Source organism: Methylosinus sp. is20ea (assembly GCF_059718135.1).
Genome location: NZ_AP046088.1, coordinates 2,514,728 through 2,530,813, shown reverse-complemented (window position 1 = coordinate 2,530,813; position 16,086 = coordinate 2,514,728). Strand labels below are relative to the sequence as shown.

Annotated in this window: 13 protein-coding genes and 1 tRNA gene; 6 read left to right on the top strand and 8 right to left on the bottom strand. The window is 66.9% G+C overall.

All coding sequences use genetic code 11. The features are described from left to right. Window positions 1-226 precede the first annotated feature (226 nt). Both AC6IY7_RS11700 and AC6IY7_RS11695 read right to left on the bottom strand, forming a co-directional pair. The gene (locus tag AC6IY7_RS11700) at window positions 227-1,765 is read right to left on the bottom strand and encodes a L,D-transpeptidase family protein (RefSeq protein ID WP_497779253.1); all 1,539 of its coding nucleotides are present in this window, start codon (window positions 1,763-1,765) and stop codon (window positions 227-229) included. 243 nt (window positions 1,766-2,008) lie between these two features. Further along, a complete protein-coding gene (locus AC6IY7_RS11695) occupies window positions 2,009-2,962 on the bottom strand; it encodes an acetyl-CoA carboxylase carboxyltransferase subunit alpha (RefSeq protein WP_497779252.1) in 954 nt (317 codons plus the stop codon). A gap of 398 nt (window positions 2,963-3,360) precedes the next feature. Here AC6IY7_RS11695 and AC6IY7_RS11690 point away from each other — a divergent pair, with 398 nt between their 5' ends. Both AC6IY7_RS11690 and AC6IY7_RS11685 read left to right on the top strand, forming a co-directional pair. Further along, window positions 3,361-5,460: an ABC transporter ATP-binding protein/permease gene (locus AC6IY7_RS11690; RefSeq protein WP_497779251.1), complete on the top strand. Its 2,100-nt coding sequence runs from the start codon at window positions 3,361-3,363 to the stop codon at window positions 5,458-5,460. After that, complete coding sequence (locus AC6IY7_RS11685) at window positions 5,457-6,155, top strand: RlmE family RNA methyltransferase (RefSeq protein ID WP_497779249.1); 699 nt, start codon at window positions 5,457-5,459, stop codon at window positions 6,153-6,155. The genes AC6IY7_RS11690 and AC6IY7_RS11685 overlap by 4 nt, the downstream gene beginning before the upstream one ends. 24 nt (window positions 6,156-6,179) lie before the next feature. On the opposite strand, the gene AC6IY7_RS11680 is transcribed toward AC6IY7_RS11685, so the two are convergent. The 3 genes from AC6IY7_RS11680 to map form a co-directional block, all read right to left on the bottom strand. Further along, entirely contained in the window at window positions 6,180-7,586 is a 1,407-nt protein-coding gene (locus AC6IY7_RS11680; protein ID WP_497779248.1) for a DHA2 family efflux MFS transporter permease subunit, read from the bottom strand. Window positions 7,587-7,682: 96 nt separating this feature from the next. Then, on the bottom strand, window positions 7,683-8,423 hold the full coding sequence (gene radC, locus AC6IY7_RS11675; protein ID WP_497779246.1) for a RadC family protein: 741 nt from the start codon (window positions 8,421-8,423) through the stop codon (window positions 7,683-7,685). Further along, window positions 8,420-9,256 carry a type I methionyl aminopeptidase gene (gene map / locus AC6IY7_RS11670; RefSeq protein WP_497779243.1) on the bottom strand — a complete coding sequence of 279 codons (837 nt, stop codon included), beginning with the start codon at window positions 9,254-9,256 and terminating at the stop codon, window positions 8,420-8,422. Before map ends, radC begins: the two co-directional genes overlap by 4 nt. A gap of 177 nt (window positions 9,257-9,433) precedes the next feature. Here map and AC6IY7_RS11665 point away from each other — a divergent pair, with 177 nt between their 5' ends. Together AC6IY7_RS11665 and gpt are read left to right on the top strand one after the other, a co-directional pair. Continuing rightward, window positions 9,434-10,186, top strand: a complete 753-nt coding sequence (locus AC6IY7_RS11665) for a competence/damage-inducible protein A (RefSeq protein ID WP_497779242.1) — start codon at window positions 9,434-9,436, stop codon at window positions 10,184-10,186. Window positions 10,187-10,222: 36 nt separating this feature from the next. Further along, window positions 10,223-10,708: a xanthine phosphoribosyltransferase gene (gpt, locus tag AC6IY7_RS11660; protein WP_497779241.1), complete on the top strand. Its 486-nt coding sequence runs from the start codon at window positions 10,223-10,225 to the stop codon at window positions 10,706-10,708. 107 nt (window positions 10,709-10,815) lie between these two features. Here the strand turns inward: gpt and AC6IY7_RS11655 are convergent, their stop codons facing one another. Beyond that, window positions 10,816-12,762 carry a hypothetical protein gene (locus AC6IY7_RS11655; protein WP_497779240.1) on the bottom strand — a complete coding sequence of 649 codons (1,947 nt, stop codon included), beginning with the start codon at window positions 12,760-12,762 and terminating at the stop codon, window positions 10,816-10,818. A 141-nt stretch (window positions 12,763-12,903) separates the two neighbouring features. Between AC6IY7_RS11655 and AC6IY7_RS11650 the strand changes: the two genes are divergently transcribed. Both AC6IY7_RS11650 and AC6IY7_RS11645 read left to right on the top strand, forming a co-directional pair. Beyond that, window positions 12,904-12,989: transfer RNA gene (locus AC6IY7_RS11650), tRNA-Leu, on the top strand. Between the two features lie 63 nt (window positions 12,990-13,052). After that, window positions 13,053-14,222 carry an acyl-CoA dehydrogenase family protein gene (locus AC6IY7_RS11645; RefSeq protein WP_497779238.1) on the top strand — a complete coding sequence of 390 codons (1,170 nt, stop codon included), beginning with the start codon at window positions 13,053-13,055 and terminating at the stop codon, window positions 14,220-14,222. A 10-nt stretch (window positions 14,223-14,232) separates the two neighbouring features. Here the strand turns inward: AC6IY7_RS11645 and AC6IY7_RS11640 are convergent, their stop codons facing one another. After that, a complete protein-coding gene (locus tag AC6IY7_RS11640) occupies window positions 14,233-14,646 on the bottom strand; it encodes a hypothetical protein (RefSeq protein WP_497779237.1) in 414 nt (137 codons plus the stop codon). A gap of 55 nt (window positions 14,647-14,701) precedes the next feature. Then, window positions 14,702-16,084, bottom strand: a complete 1,383-nt coding sequence (locus AC6IY7_RS11635; protein WP_497779236.1) for an ATP-binding protein — start codon at window positions 16,082-16,084, stop codon at window positions 14,702-14,704. Between the last annotated feature and the right edge of the window lie 2 nt (window positions 16,085-16,086).

Here is a 16,086-nt window from a genome sequence, read left to right as displayed (position 1 = left end):
CTCGCTGCGTCGCACTGTTGTATTGCTGCGGCGCACAAGTGTCAAGCGCGAATTTGGAAGACCGCTTCTCTGTCGCGTCCTGGACGAATTTTCGGCGGCATTTTCAAGGGGCCCGCCCGGCGAACAGCAGCGCTCACGGCGCGCCTTTTTCAGATGAATATAGGCAAAATTGAGACGATCCGCGCCGGGCGGATCGTCTCATCGCAAAATATAGGGCTGTGGCCGCTCAGGGGCGAGCGGAGACCGGCGGCAGAGCTTCGCGTAGCGCCACCCCGCTCGTCGCGGCCTGGGCGATTTTGGCGCGATGCTCGCCGCCGAGCGAGGCCTGCGGCTTTTTCGCCGGATCGACGCGATGCGGAGGCAAGGACCCCGGCGCCTGAGACGACGCCGATTGACGCGCGGCCGCGGTCTTTGCCGGGACGGCCTTCGTGGACCCTGCCTTCACGGTTCTGGCGATCTCCGTCTTGGCTGGCTCGGTCTTGGCTGACTCTGTCTTGGCTGACGCCGTCTTGACTGGCTCGACTTTGGCGGCGGCGGCAGGCGCCTCGCTCAGGGCCGAGGGCGCCGCCGGCGGCGGCTCCTTGCGGAAGCCGAGCAAACCGCCGATCGAATCCGTCGCGCCGGCGAAGGCGCTGAGCTTGATCGGCTCGGCCGGCGCAGATGCGGCAGGCGGCGCTGTCGTCGCCTGCTGAACCGCGACCTTTGTCTCGGCCTCTTTCTTCATTTTGGCGGCGAGGCGGGTCGCGGTCATGGCGATGACCGGCGAACGCGACTTCGAGCCGCCGATCTTCTCGTCGAGCGCGATCTCGATCGGCGCGACCAGCGTCTCGGGCCGGCTCACCTCGGCGACGCGGGCATAGAAATCCGGATGCTGGCCGCCGTCCTGATAGACGACGCGCACCGGCCGCACGCCGGCCGCCGCCAGCTCCGCCACTTTGGCGTCGTCCATGGCGGCCTTTTGCGCGACCTGCGCCTCGATCTCCGCATTGCGCTTGAGCGGCGGGCAGGCCGAGCCGGCGTCGAGCGGCTGGCCGTTGGCGGAAGCGGCGTCGAAGACATAACGCCGATTGCAGACTCCGACCGTCGGCTCCTTGCCGGCGACCTCGAAATGGTCGGAGCCTTCCTTCAGCTGCTTCCAGAAGCCGATATTGGGGTCGAGCCGATGCTTGGCCAGATTTTCCGCCGTCATCTTGAACGGGAAGGACTGCATCTGGATCGAGCGCTGGCCATTGTTGAAGGAGCTGCGCAAAATGGCGTAGATCTCGCCGATCTGCCGATCCGTCATCGAGAAGCAGCCCGCCGAAGAGCAGGCGCCATGAACCATTATGGAGCCGCCGCTATGGCCATAGACGCGGTCATAGGCGTTGGGATAGCCGACGTTGAACGAGAGATAATAGGCGGAGTTCGGATTCATCTGGCCGGGGGTGATGGAATAGAACCCCTCCGGCACTTGGCGGTCGCCCTCGCGAACCTTGGGGCCGAGCTGGCCGGACCAGCGGCACATGGGGAAGCTCTTGAGATAGGCGTAGCGGCCGTCGGGCCGCTGCTTCCAGACTTCGAATTCGGCTTCTTTCTTATAGGAGCGGATGAGGGTCGGCGAGTCCTTGGTGACGCCGGCCTGCTCCATCAGCGCCAGCGTCTCCGGCGGAATGGGGGCCAGCGAGCGCTGGGAGCCGGAGCCGAGATCATTGCAGGCGGAGAGCGCGAGCGCCGCGCCGACGAGGCTCCAGGGGCCGAGACGCCCGACGTTTCGGATGAGACTCATTCTCGCCCCTCGATGTCCGCGCCCGCAAGCGCGAATCACGCCTCGGGAAGCTAGCACGACAATAGACGTCGATTTACCAACGTCCTTCTAACGCAAGAGGAAGAATAAGGCCAGAGCGTGGCTGTCGCCGCCTCGCAGAGGGCGCCGATCGTTTCCAAGGTTAACGGATGGTTCACGCCGAGAGACCGGAGCCGATCGAAGATTTCAGCCTCGCCAATGCTGAACGGCCCGACTCTCGTCTGCTCAGACCTTGCGCCCGACCGAGAGAAAGCGCTCGGCCCGCGCATCGACGATCTGCGCGCGGGAAAGATTGGCGAGGCTCGCCAGCGCGTCGTCTATCCCCTCGCCGACGGCGGCGACCGCCGTCTCCGGGTCGCGATGGGCGCCGCCCGCCGGCTCGGCGACAATGACGTCGATGATGCCGAATTTCAGCAGGTCCTGGGCGGTGATCTTCATGCTGGTGGCGGCGTCCTGCGCCTTGGAGGCGTCGCGCCACAGAATGGAGGCGGAAGCCTCGGGCGAAGCAACCGTATAGACCGAATGCTCCAGCATCAGCACCTTGTTGCAGCTGGCGATGGCTATAGCGCCGCCGGAGCCGCCCTCGCCCACCACCACGGCGACATTGGGCACGCCGAGCGACAGCGACACGTCGATCGAGCGGGCGATCGCCTCGGCCTGGCCGCGCTCCTCGGCGTCTATGCCCGGAAAAGCGCCGAAAGTATCGACGAGCGAGATGACCGGCAGGCCGAATCGGTCGGCGAGCTCCATCAGCCGGGCGGCCTTGCGATAGCCCTCCGGCCGCGCCATGCCGAAATTATGCTTCAGCCGGCTCTCCGTGTCGGAGCCCTTCTCCTGGCCGATGAGGCAGACCGGCTCGCCGCGAAACCGCGCGAAACCACCGACGATCGCGGCATCCTCGCCGAAGGCGCGGTCGCCGGCGAGCGGCGTGAACTCGCTGAACAAGAGCCGCACATAATCGGAGAAATGCGGCCGCTGCGCATGGCGCGCGACCTGGATTTTCTGCGTCGGCGTGAGGCTGGCGTAGAGATCGGCGAGCGCCTTGTGCGCCTTGGCCTCGAGCTTGGCAAGCTCGTCGGAGATCGACACGCCGTCGCCCTTGGACGCCAGCGCGCGGAGCTCCTCCACTTTGGTCTCCAATTCGGCGACGGGCTTTTCGAAGTCGAGATAGGAGCGCATGAGGCGAACGACACGGGATTGCGGCTGGAAAGCCTAGCGAAGCGGCGCGGAAACTGGCCGTAACGGCGCGGGAAGTCAAGAACGCGCGCCTTTTCCTTCCTCGCCGGACGCGAAAACGCCGAATTTTTTCCTCGCCGCCCGAAAGCCGGCAATATCTTCTCCACCAAGGAGGCAGGAGCGGCGGCCGTCTCCTCGCGTCGGCGCAGCTCGAGCAAAATTCTTTCGCGGCGAAGGGCCACGGCGCGGCGCGACGATTTGCCCTTTCGCCTGAAAGCGCGCTATCGCAGGGAGAAAGCGGCGCGCCGAGCCCAGCGCCACGCCAGTGGCGCAATCTTGAGATTACTGCGCCCAATGCGACGCCCTGCGCGAATTCGGCGCGACCAATGAGAGGACAGGACATGCAGAGACTCGGAGCGGCCGTCGCCGTCTTCGCGGCGCTAACGCTCGCAGCGGGCGCTCACCTCGGCGACGCCAATCTCTTCCTCCTCGCCGCCGCCGCCGGGCTCTGCGCCTTCATCACCTGGCGCAGCGCCGCCATCTCGAGCTTTCTGAAGATATTCGTTTCCATCTTCTCGGTGGAGACCATCGTCTTCGGCGTCGCGCGCCTGCTCGCGGAGGAGGGCCTGTGGCCCGCCGCGCTCGCCGATTATGCGCTGCCCGAGAGCCTGCCGCTCACTGTCGCCGTCTTCTCGATCGCCGTCTTCGCCGTCTCTCATATTCCCGTCGTGCGCGAGATGACGCGCATCGCCGATCTCTATTTCGACAGCAGCGACCGTGGCGAAGGGAACGTCCTCGGGCTCTTTCGATTCGGCGCGCGGGAGCGCAGCATCGCCGTCGCGATGATCGTGCTGCTGGTGCTCATCAATCAGGCGCAGGTCGGCGTCAATGTGCGCCTGTCCTTTTTCAATCGCGATTTCTTCAACGCGATCCAGGAGAAGAACGCCGACGCGTTCTGGAGCCTGCTGCTCTATGTCTTCACGCCCTGGGCCTTCACCTACATCATCAGCGCCGTGATCGAATATGTCGTGCAATCGCTGATGATCATTCGCTGGCGGCGCTGGCTCACCGAGCATTACGTGTCCCGCTGGCTCGGCGATCACACGCATTATCGGATGGCGCTCGCCGGCAGTCAGACCGACAATCCGGACCAGCGCATCGCCGAGGACGTGAACCGCTTCATCGACGGCGGCACCGACGGCTATGGCATCTACTCCTATACGATCCTGCTGATCCAGACGCTGAGCTCGCTCGTCTCCTTCTCTATCGTCCTTTGGGGACTCTCCGGCAATTACGCCTTCCCGGGCACCGATATTTTCATTCCCGGCTTCCTGTTCTGGGTGGCGCTGCTCTATGCGGCGGTCGGCACGGTGGTGACGCATCTTCTCGGCCGCACGCTGTCGGGCCTGTTCTTCGAGCGCCAGCATCGCGAGGCGGACTTCCGCTTCTCGCTGGCGCGCTTGCGCGAATATAGCGAGCAGGTCGCGCTGCTCGCCGGCGAAAAGGCCGAGCGATCCTCGCTGGTGAGCCGTTTCACGGCGATCATCGTCAACTATCTGCGCATCGTCACGACGCGCAAGAAGATGATCAGCTTCACGGCGACCTACGGGCAATTGTCGCCGATCATTCCCTATCTGCTCACCGCGCCCTTCTATTTCGCCGGCAAGATCAATCTCGGCGTGATGACGCAGACCTCCGGCGCCTTCGACAAGGTGCAGGATGCGCTGACCTTCTTCGTCACCTACTACACCTCGCTCGCCAATTTCAAAGCGGTGCTGGACCGCCTCGCCTCCTTCGACGAGGCGATCGAGCGCGCGGCGACGATGGGCGCCGCGGCGCCGAAGATCGAGCGCGGCGCTTCGCCCGAGATCGCCGTCCATGATCTCGCTTTGTCGCTCCCCGACGGGCGGCGCATCGTCGAGGCGCGCGATCTCGTGTTCCGACCGGCCGAATCGACGCTGCTGACCGGGCCCTCGGGATCGGGAAAATCGACTCTGTTTCGCGCCATCGCCGGCATCTGGCCCTATGGCGAGGGCCGCGTGCGCACGCCGAACGACGCCAAGCTGCTGCTGTTGCCGCAAAAGCCCTATATCCCGATCGGCACGCTGGCCGAGGCCATCGCCTATCCGAGCGCGCCCGACGCCTTCTCCCGCCGCGCGATCGAGGAGGCGCTCGACGCCGCGCGGCTCGGACCGTTCAAATATCGCCTGGACGAAGAGGATTCCTGGTCGCAGCGCCTCTCCGGCGGCGAGCAGCAGCGCGTCGCCGTCGCGCGCGCCTTGCTCGCCGAGCCCGATTGGCTGTTCCTCGACGAGGCGACCTCCGCGCTCGACGAGAAGCTCGAAAGCGACATCTACCGCATGCTGCGCGAGCGCCTGCCGAATACGACGATCGTTTCCATCGGCCATCGCTCGAGCCTGCTCGCCTTCCACCAGCGCCATATCGCGATGGAGCAGGAAGCCGACGGAACCTTCGCGCCGCGCGAAGCGGTGCTCGCATGACGAAATCGGGCGCAGGAGGACGCGAAGGCGGCCGCTCGCTGAAGGAACGCGTGAAGACGGCGAGGAAGCGCTCGCTGTCCTCGACGCTCTGGCTCGAGCGTCAGCTCAATGATCCCTTTGTCGCGCAGGCCAAGCGCGACGGCTATCGCTCGCGCGCCGCTTATAAGCTGCTCGAGATGGACGACCGCCACAAGCTTCTCACGCCGGGAAAGCGCATCGTCGATCTCGGCGCGGCGCCCGGCGGCTGGTCGCAGATCGCCGCCGCGCGCGTGAAATCCGCCGATGGCAAGAGCAAGGGCAAGGTCGTCGCCATCGACCTGCTCGAGATCGAGCCCATCGCGGGCGTCGAATTCACTGTGATGGATTTCAACGACGAGACCGCGCCGGAGCAGATAAAGGCCATGCTCGGCGGCGGCGCCGATGGCGTCATGTCCGATATGGCGGCCAACGCCACCGGCCATAAGCAGACCGATCATCTGAAGATCGTGGCGCTCGCCGAGCTCGCCGCGGATTTCGCCAAGGATGTGCTGGCGCCGGGCGGCTTTTTCATCGCCAAAGTGCTGCAGGGCGGCACGGAGCATCAATTGCTCGCGGCGCTGAAGCGCGACTTCGCGCAAGTGCGCCATCTGAAGCCGGCCGCGAGCCGCCCCGATTCGGCCGAGCTCTATGTGCTCGCCACCGGATTTCGCGGCTGAGCGGAATTCCTACCCGATAGATGATCAGGCCGAACCGTCGGCCTCGATCGCCTCTTTCCCCGTGAGCCCCGCGCCCGCCGTCGGCGCGAGCCTGCGGAAGATCAGGATGGACGAGGCCGACACCGCCGCCACGACGAGAAAGGCGGCGTCGAAATCCGCGAGCCGCAGCGCGCCGCCGCCATGCAGCGCACGCGCGCTCTCCAGCGCCCCGGCGCCCAGCGAGACGCCCGCCGACAGCGACAATTGCTGGCCCGCCGAAGCGAAGCTCGTCGCCCGGCTCATCGCCGCATCGTCGACATCGGCATAGCCGATCGCATTCAGCGCCGTGAATTGCAGCGATCGGAAAAAGCCGCCGACGAGCAGCACGCTCATGATGAGCCAATGCGGCGTCGCCGGCGTGTACAGCGCATTGAAGCAGAAGAAGCAGGCCGAGATGATCGCATTGACGATCAGCACGCGCCGGAAGCCGAAGCGGTTCAGAATGGGCTGCGCGGTGGTCTTCATCGCAATGGCGCCGATGGCGGCGATGAAGGTCAGCGATCCCGATTGAAAGGCTGTGAGGCCAAAGCCGGTCTGCAGCATCAAGGGCAGCAGAAACGGAATCGCCCCGAGCCCCATGCGGAACATGAAGCCGCCGACAACGGCGGCGTAGAAGGTCGGCACGCGCAGGAGATCGAGATCGATGATCGGATGCGGCGTCCGCCGCGCATGGCGCAGATAGAGGAGAAGCGAAGCCGCGCCCGCCGTGACCAGCCCGGCCGCGGCCGGCGCCGGGACGATGCCCTGGCCGAGCGCGCCGAGCCCGAAGACGAGGCTCGACAGCCCGAGGCCAGAGAGCAGAAAGCCCGTCACATCGAGCGGCGGAACGCTCTCCTCGCGCAGATCGGGAATATAGCGGGTGACGAGCGCGACGCCGAGAAAGCCGATCGGCACATTGATCCAGAAAATATAGCGCCAATGGAAATAAGTGGCGATGAAGCCGCCGAGCGGCGGTCCCACCACCGGGCCGATCAGCGCCGGAATGGTGAGATAGGCGAGCGCGCGCACGAGATCGTGTCGCGGCGCGACGCGCAGCAGCACGAGCCGCCCGACCGGCACCATCATCGCCCCGCCGAGCCCCTGCACGATTCGCGCCCCGACGACGCCGGCGAGCGAGGTGGAGAAGCCGCAGAGAATGGAGCCAAAGGTGAAGACGACGATCGCCGCGCGAAACACCCGCCGCGCGCCATAGCGATCGGCGACCCAGCCGGAGAGCGGGATGAAAACCGCGAGCGATAGCAGATAGGAGGTGAGCGCGAGCTTCAGCGATACGGGGTCCTCGTGCAGATCGGCGGCCATGGCCGGCAGCGCCGTCGCCAGTACGGTGCCGTCGAGGTTCTCCATGAACAGAGCCGTGGCGATGATGAGCGGCGTGACGGCGAAGGAAGGCAACGGACCTCGGGGAAGCGGTGGCGGGAGCGATTCGCGAAAGCGATGGGAGACAGTTTGTTTATGGTGATTTTGGCCCGAAATGTCGAAGCCGCCGCCTCAAATGAACTTCAGCCCCTTCAGGCTCGAATGCCCGTTCCGCCCCACGATCAGATGATCATGCACCGCAATGCCGAAAGGCTGGGCGATGGCGATGATGTCCAGCGTCATGCGAATATCGGCGGTCGAGGGCGTCGGATCGCCCGAAGGGTGATTGTGGGCGAGAATCAGCGCGGAGCAGCCCAATTCCAGCGCCCGCCGCACCACCTCGCGCGGATAGACGGGCGTATGGTCTACCGTGCCGACGCCCTGAACCTCGTCCGCGATCAAAGCGTTGCGCTTGTCGAGGAAGAGAATGCGAAACTCCTCGCGCTCGGCATAGGCCATCGCCGTGCGGCAATAATCGATCACATCCGCGAAAGAGGAGAGCACGGTGCGCTTCTGCAGATTGCTGCGCGCCAGGCGCCGCGCCGACGCCTCCATCAGCTTGAGCTCGCAGATCGCCGCCTCGCCGAGCCCGTCGATCTCGCGCAGCCGCTCGGGCCGCGCCGCCGCCACCTCGGAGAAAGAGCCGAATCGCGCGATCAGCGATTTGGCCAGCGGCTTGACGTCGCGCCGCGGAATGGCGCGGTAGAGCACCAGCTCGAGCAGCTCGTAATCGGCGAGCGCGGCCTCGCCCGCCTCGAGGAAACGGTCGCGCAACCGTTGGCGGTGTCCGTGAAAATGCGGCGCCTCCTCGCGCAGACCGTCGGCGGCTTTCTCGCCGGCCGGTCGCCGCCGAGGCGCGCGCGGCTCGCTCATTCGGCGCTCGAGGCGCCGTTCGGATTGTCGAGCCCTGCGGGCGAGGCGGTGAAGATTTCGACGCCGGTCTCGGTCACGCCGAGCGAATGCTCGAACTGCGCCGACAGCGAGCGGTCGCGGGTGACGGCAGTCCAACCGTCGGAGAGGACCTTCACCTGCGGCCGGCCAAGATTGATCATCGGCTCTATGGTGAAGAACATGCCGGGCCGCAGCTCGACCCCCTGCCCCGGCACGCCATAATGCAGAATATTGGGCTCGTCGTGGAACAGCCGCCCGAGCCCATGGCCGCAGAAATCGCGCACCACGGAGCAGCGCTCGGCCTCGGCGAAGCGCTGGATCGCCGCGCCTATATCGCCCGTCGTCGCCCCGGGCTTCACCACGGCGATGCCGCGCATGAGGCTCTCATAGGTCACGTCGATGAGGCGCTGAGCGCGGCGCGGAACCTCGCCCACGGCGAACATTCGGCTCGAATCGCCATGCCAGCCGTCGATGATGAAAGTCACGTCGACATTGACGATGTCGCCCTCGCGCAAGGGCTTGTCGTCCGGAATGCCGTGGCAGACCACATGATTGATCGAGGTGCAGATGGATTTGCGATAGCCGCGATAATCGAGCGGGGCCGGATAGGCGCCGTTGGCTATGGCGAAGTCGAAGACGAGATCGTCCAGCGCCTTTGTGGTGACGCCGGGCTTCACATGAGGGACGAGCATGTCCAGCGCCTCGGCCGTGAGCCGGCCGGCGAGTCGCATGCCCTCGAAATCCTCGGGTCCGTGGAGCTTGATCTGGCCGCTCTTGCGCCCGGAGCCCGCGAGGTGGGACTCGACGAATGTCATGCTGTGCTCTCTGTTGGTCGTCGCCTGCTTTAGCTTATAAATTAAGAAATTGGCGCCGCAAAGCAAGATGCGTGCGCCACGAACGGCGGAAGCCGGGGCCGAACCCGAACGCCCGGCTGGCCTGAGCGGCGGCCCTGTCATAGAGTTTCGGCCAGACTGACCCGAAGGAGCGGCCCGATGGAGCGCGAAGACATAGTCACGGCCGCCGTGCTCGTGATCGGCGACGAGATTCTCTCCGGCCGCACGCAGGACCTCAACACCAATTATATCGCCAAATATCTGGGCGAATTGGGGATCGACCTGCGCGAGGTGCGCGTCGTGCCGGATGTGGAGGAGGAGATCGTCGCCGCGCTGAACGCGCTGCGGGGACGCTACAGCTATGTCTTCACCACGGGCGGCATCGGCCCCACCCATGACGACATCACCGCCGACGCCGTGGCCAAGGCCTTCGGCGTTCCGATCGGCGAGGACGAGCGCGCCATCGCCATGCTGCTGGAGCGCATCGCCGCGCAGGATCTCAATCCCGCCCGCCGGCGCATGGCCCGCATTCCGCAGGGCGCGGAGCTGATCGAGAACGCCATTTCCAAGGCGCCGGGCTTCATGATCGGCAATGTGATCGTCATGGCCGGCGTGCCGATCATCATGCAGGCCATGCTGGACGCCGCCGCCGGCCGCATCGTCAAGGGCGTGCGCGTGCAGGTGGCCACGGTCGACGCGCATGGCATTCCGGAGGGCCGCTACGCCGCCGATCTGGAGCGCATCGCCAAGGAGCATGAGCGCGTGACGGTCGGCTCCTATCCGTCCTTCTCCAGCGCCGGCGTGCGCAATCAGATCGTGCTGCGCAGCCGCGACGGCGCCGAGCTCGAGGCCGCGGCGCAGAAGGTGCGGGCGCTGATCGTGCGGCTCACCGCCAATGGAACGCCGCTCTGACGGCCGAGAAGACCGCTCTCGAGGAGACCCCGCTCTATGGAAGACAAAGCCTTTCCGGTGTCCTGGGACGCCTTCCACCGCGATGCGCGCGCGCTCGCCTGGCGGCTCTCGGGGGTCGGCCGCTTCTCGGCCATCGTCGCAGTGACGCGCGGCGGGCTGGTGCCGGCCGGCATCGTCGCACGCGAGCTCGGCATTCGCGTCATCGACACGATCGGGGTCGCCAGCTACCACGAGGAGACGCAGCGCGGCGAGGTCCATGTGCTGAAGCCGCTCTCCGAGACGATTCTCGCGCGCCCGAGCGAGGATGTGCTGATCGTCGACGATCTCGTCGACACGGGCGCGACGGCCAAGGTGGTGCGCGCCCTGCTGCCGAAGGCGCATTTCGCGACGGTCTACGCCAAGCCGCAGGGCCGGCCGCTGGTCGACACTTTCGTCACCGAGGTCTCGCAGGACACCTGGATTTATTTCCCCTGGGACACGGGCCTCACCTTCCAGGCGCCGATCGCCAAAGGATCGTCCTGACCTCGCCTAGAATCTTTCCGTGTTTCATTGAAACACGGAAAGATTCTAGGCCCCTGTTTTGACGCGTTTCCAACGCCGAACCGGCGTCCACTTCGGCTGGAAACGCTCTATCCCGCGGGCCGATAGGCCGCGCAATCGAAGATCGCGTAATGCTCGATCGGCGTCCACTGCGGCGCGGCGCCGGAAAGATGCAGCGAAAAGCGCGTCGGGCCGCGCCAGAAGCGCGCCTCGAGCCCCGGCGCGAGCGCATCCGGCGATTCGATCGCCCCTACCACATAGGCCGGCGCGTCGGCGCGCGCGCAGAGGCTTTCCAGCCCGCCGCGCGTAAAGGGCGGAAAATCGATCACATCGTCGGTGCGCGGCTTCAGCGCGCTGTCGGCGACCCAGCCGAGATCGCGCAGAAATCCCATCCGCTCGCGCCAGACGAGCGCCAGCGGGCGCGAGAAGACGACGCCCGCCCCCTGCACGCGCGACGCCCAATTGGCGCGGCCGAGCCACACCCAGGGCGCGAGCTTGTCGTTCACCCAGAGAACCTCGCCCGCTCGTCCCGCCACGATCGCCTCGAGCTCGGGCGGATGGACCTCGGCCGAGCGGAGCGGGAAAGGCTCATAGATCCAGCAAAACGCCGCCAGCGGCGCGACGAGCCCCGCTGCGGCCGCGGCCAGGAGCGGGCGGGGCCGCGGCGCCGCGACCAGCATGGCGAGCGCGATGAGCAGAAGCGGAACGAAGGCCGGCTCGCCGGCGCGCAACACGGAGGAGAGGACCGTATCCTCGCTCGGCGCCGTGCGGGCGTATTCGCGCGCGAACCACAAAGCCGCGCCGAGCACGCAGAGCGCGCAAAGGCCGCAGAGCGCGAAAAGCGCGCGCTCCAGCAGCGCGAGCGAGATGTGGCTCCAGCGCTCCCGGCCCCACCAGGCGAGGACGGCGACGAGAGCGAGAAAGGCGCTCTCGGGCGCCGCGCGCAAAATCCAGCTCGTCACGAGCAGCGTGAGCACGATGCGGCCCCGCGACCCCTCGCGCCACAAGGCCGGCGCGGCGAGGCCCAGCGCCAGAGGCGCGAAGGCGGCGGCGAGCCACAGCCCGCGCCAGCTCTGCGCCTGCGCCGCGAGCTCTCGCATGGCGAGATCGCCGAGCGCGAAGCTCACCGCGAGGCCGAGGCCCACCGCCGCGACCACGCAAAAGAGCAGACGCCGCACGCGAGGCGGCGCGAGGCTCGCCGCCAGCAGCAGCGTGCTCGCCTGCCGCAGGATCGCGATCCATGTGCTGGGCGGCCAATCGGCGAGGAAAATATAGTCGCTTCTCACCGAGATGATCGCCGCCCATTGCGGATCGATGGGCGCGGTCAGCCTCTCGAGCAGCGGCGCCCCGGCCAGCGCCGCTGCGAGCAGCCCCGCCCCGACGAGCAGAGCGGCGATGAAAATGCGCCGGTCTTTCCGCCCTTCATACAATAGCGCGACGAGACAGCCCGGCGCGGCGATGATCGGGTGAAACCCCACGGCGGCCACGAGGCAGAGACCGGCTGTCCAGCGCCGATCGGACAGCAGCGCCGCGAAAGCGGCCAAGACGAAAGCCTCGGCGAAAGGCCGCGGCGTCGCGAAGGGCTCGGCGAAATGGAAGACGCCGAATCCCCCATAGGAGCTGTCGAAACAGGCGGCGAGCAGCAGCAGCGCCCAGAGGGCGCTGTTTTGCGCGAGGCGCGAGGCCAGCGCCGCCAGCGCCGCGAACCAGAGGGCGCAGCCGGCGAAAGCGAGAGATTTCGCCGCCCCGGCGAGGCCGAGAGCCGGGATGAGACCATCGACGAGCCGCGAGAAGACGCTGAATTTCGATTGGCCGTCGAAGCGGAACATGATGTCGAGGCCGACGCCTCGCGGATCGAGATCGGCGAGGCCGCGGCCCATATAGATCACGGCGTCATGCTCGAGGCCGTAATAGGGCCGCAGCAGCAGGAAGATCGCCGCGCAGGCCGCGAGCGGCGCGAGGGAGCCGAGGGCGATTCGAGACGGCTGCGCAGCGTCGATGTCGCGGCGGACGGCTTGATCGGTCGAGGTGAGCAATCGACGCTCCGGCGCTTCTGGCCCGAGGAGCGCGCGGCTGCTCGGAGGCGAACCGCCGAGACATATCTCCCTCATGGTTAACCCGAGGTTGAGGTCTCGGTTTGCCGAGGCCTGCGCGCTGCGCTATCACTTCGACGAATCGCGGACGTGGCGGAACCGGTAGACGCAAGGGACTTAAAATCCCTCGGGCTATGCCCATGCGGGTTCGATCCCCGCCGTCCGCACCAAAAGCCGCGTCACGTCGCCGGCCCGGCAGCCGTCGCCCTGTCCGCCCGAGGAGCTTTTTCCTCATGTCCCACCTCGAGACCGAAACGGCCTTTCCAAGCGATCCGGCGCTCGAGCCGCTGCTCGCCGATCTCGCATCCACGGCCGCAAAACGGGATGCGGAAGGCGGCACGGCCAAGCGCGAGCGCGATCTCATTCGCGCGAGCGGATTGCTGAGCCTCGCCATTCCCCGCGCGCTCGGCGGCGCCGGCGCCGATTGGGTCGAGATCACGCAGGCCGTCCGACGCATGGCGGCGGTCGACAGCGCGCTCGCCCATCTCTTCGCCTTTCATCATCTGATGGTGGTCACGCCGCAAATCTTCGGAACAGCCGCGCAGGCGCAGGCGCTGATGGAGAAGACCGCGCGCGAGCGCTGCTTCTGGGGCAATGCGGTCAATCCCAAGGACCCGCGCCTGCGGCTCTCCCGCGACGGCGGGATTTTGCGACTCGACGGCGCCAAGACCTTCTGCTCGGGCGCGAGCGATTCCGACATGCTCATCGTCTCCGCCCTCGACGAGGACGACAGGCTGAAGATCGCGGCGATTCCGACGCAGCGCGCGGGCCTGCGCATTCACGATGATTGGGACAATATGGGCCAGCGCCAGACCGACAGCGGCGCGGTCTCTTTCGAGCGCGTGGAGATTTCGGAGGACGAACTGCTCGTCTCACCGGGCCCGATGGGCTCGCCCTTTGCAGCGCTGCGGCCTTGCCTCGTGCAGCTGCTGCTGGTCGCGATTTTCGCCGGCCTCGCGCGCGGCGCGCTGGAGGAGGCCAAAGCCTATGTGCGCGGCCTGCCGAGCGAGGGCGCCGCGCGCATCGGCGCCGATCCGTTCATTCTCCACACGACCGGCGAGCTATGGACGCAGGCCGCCGCCGCCGAGGCCCTGCTCGATCGCGCCGCACGCGCCTTTCAGAGCGGCTGGGAGCGCGGCGACGCCATCACGCCGCAGCAGCGCGGCGCCATTGCGATAGAGATCGCGACAGCCAAAACCGTGAGCGCGCGCGCCGCGCTCGACATAAGCTCCCGCATCTTCGAGATCATGGGCGCGCGCGCAACCCATGCGCGCTTGCGGCTCGATCGCTTCTGGCGCAACGCCCGCACGCATACTCTGCACGATCCCATCGATCACAAGCTGAAGGAGATCGGCGATTTCGTGCTGAACGACGCCTATCCGACGCCGTCCTTCTATTCTTGAGAGAGGCGGCTCAGCTCGTCACGCGCCAGCCGCCGTCCGGCCTCTTGCAGGCCTGGCCCTTGGCCTGCTGCGGACGGCCGTCGATGAAAATCTTATGCGTATAATCGCGGCAGCCGCCCAATGCGGCCTCCGGCCCCGGCTCGACGAAACCATAGGCGCCATGGGCTCCACGCCAGCTCTTGCGCTGACCGGAGGCGACCGCCTCCTGCTGCGCGGCGACGGCCGTGACCCGGTCCGCCGCATCGAGCTCGCGGCCGATCGCAGCGCCGATGACGCCCGGCGCGGGAGGCTCGGGCGCGGCGACGACGGCGGCGGCGGGAGCGGAAGGCGCGGTCGAATTGCAGCCAGAGACGGCCAGCGCCGCGCAATAAATGCCTGCGGCCATCGCAATTCTGACGATCGCCGAATTCGCCTGCGCCGACATGAACTTTCTCCGCTCTCGCAATCGCCTCTCCTCTTGCCGGAAGGCATTCGCGCTGTCAAAGGCCCGGCAGGCGCGCCTGCGCCCGAAGGCCGCCGAGCGGACTATCGTCGAGCGCGAGCGAGCCTCCGTAATCGGCGGCGAGATGCGCGACGATCGAGAGACCGAGCCCGGTCCCCGGCTTGGTCTCGTCGAGCCGCTGGCCGCGCCGCGTCGCCCGAGCGCGAAACTCCTGCGCGAGGCCCGGACCGTCGTCGTCTATGGTGAAGACGAGCCGGCTGCGTCCGGCCTCGGCATTCTCCAACGTCACGGAAAGGCGCACCTCGCTCGCCGCCCATTTGCCGGCATTGTCGAGCAGATTGCCGACGATCTCCTCGAGGTCCTGCCGCTCGCCGAGAAAGCGCAGCTCCGCCGCCGCCTCGCCCGAAAACACCACGCCGCGCTCGCCGTAGATCTTGCCGAAAGTACGCAAGAGCGCGGCCACCACGGGCGCGACCTCCGTCGTCGCGCCGATCGCGCCGGCGCGCGCCGCCGCCCGCGCGCGCTCGAGATAGAAGGAGATCTGATCGCGCATCAGCGTCGCCTGCTCGCTCACCTTGGCGGCCAGCAGCGAGGGCGCGGCGTCCGCCTCATTGACGATGACGCTGAGCGGCGTCTTCAAAGCATGGGCGAGATTGCCGACCTGCGTGCGCGAGCGCTCGACGATATCGCGATTGGCGGAGATCATCAGATTGAGCTCCTCGGCGAGCGGCGCCACCTCGGTCGGATAGGCGCTCTCTATGCGCCCGCGCTCGCCGCGGCGAATAAGCGACAATTCCCGCTGCAATAATTTCAGCGGCCGCAGGCCGACGCTCACCTGCACGGCCGTGGCGAGCGCCAGCGCTATGGCGAGCAGCGAGAAGGCGACCATCAGCGACCAGCGAAAGCGCGCGATCTGATGCTCCGTCTCCTCCGTCGTCGCCGCGACCTGCACGAGATAGACGCCAATGTCGCCGACATCGATGACGCGCTCGACGATGCGCAGCCAGCGCCCGTCCGGCCCGAGGGCGACGCCGCGCCGCACGCCGCCTGTCTCCGCCGGCACATGCAGGTCCGAGAGCTTGGGCAATTTCGCGGCGAAGAGCGAGCGCGAGGCCTTTATCTCATGCGCCTCGTCGTCGAGACGGGTGATCTGCCAATACCAGCCGGAGCGCGCGAGCTCGAATTGCGGATCGCCGAGCTGCCCCGGCCCGCTGCGCCCATCCTCGCCCGATTCCGAAACATCGGCGACGATGGCGCGCAGATAAACGCCGAGCCGCTGCTCGAACACTTCCTCCGCAGTGCGGCGATAATATTCGGTGAGGGCGAGACCGGCGATCAGCAACACGACGGAGCTCAGCGCCGCTGCTGCGAAGAACAGCCGCGCCGCGATCGATCGCCCCGGAAAGCCCAATCGCCGCATCG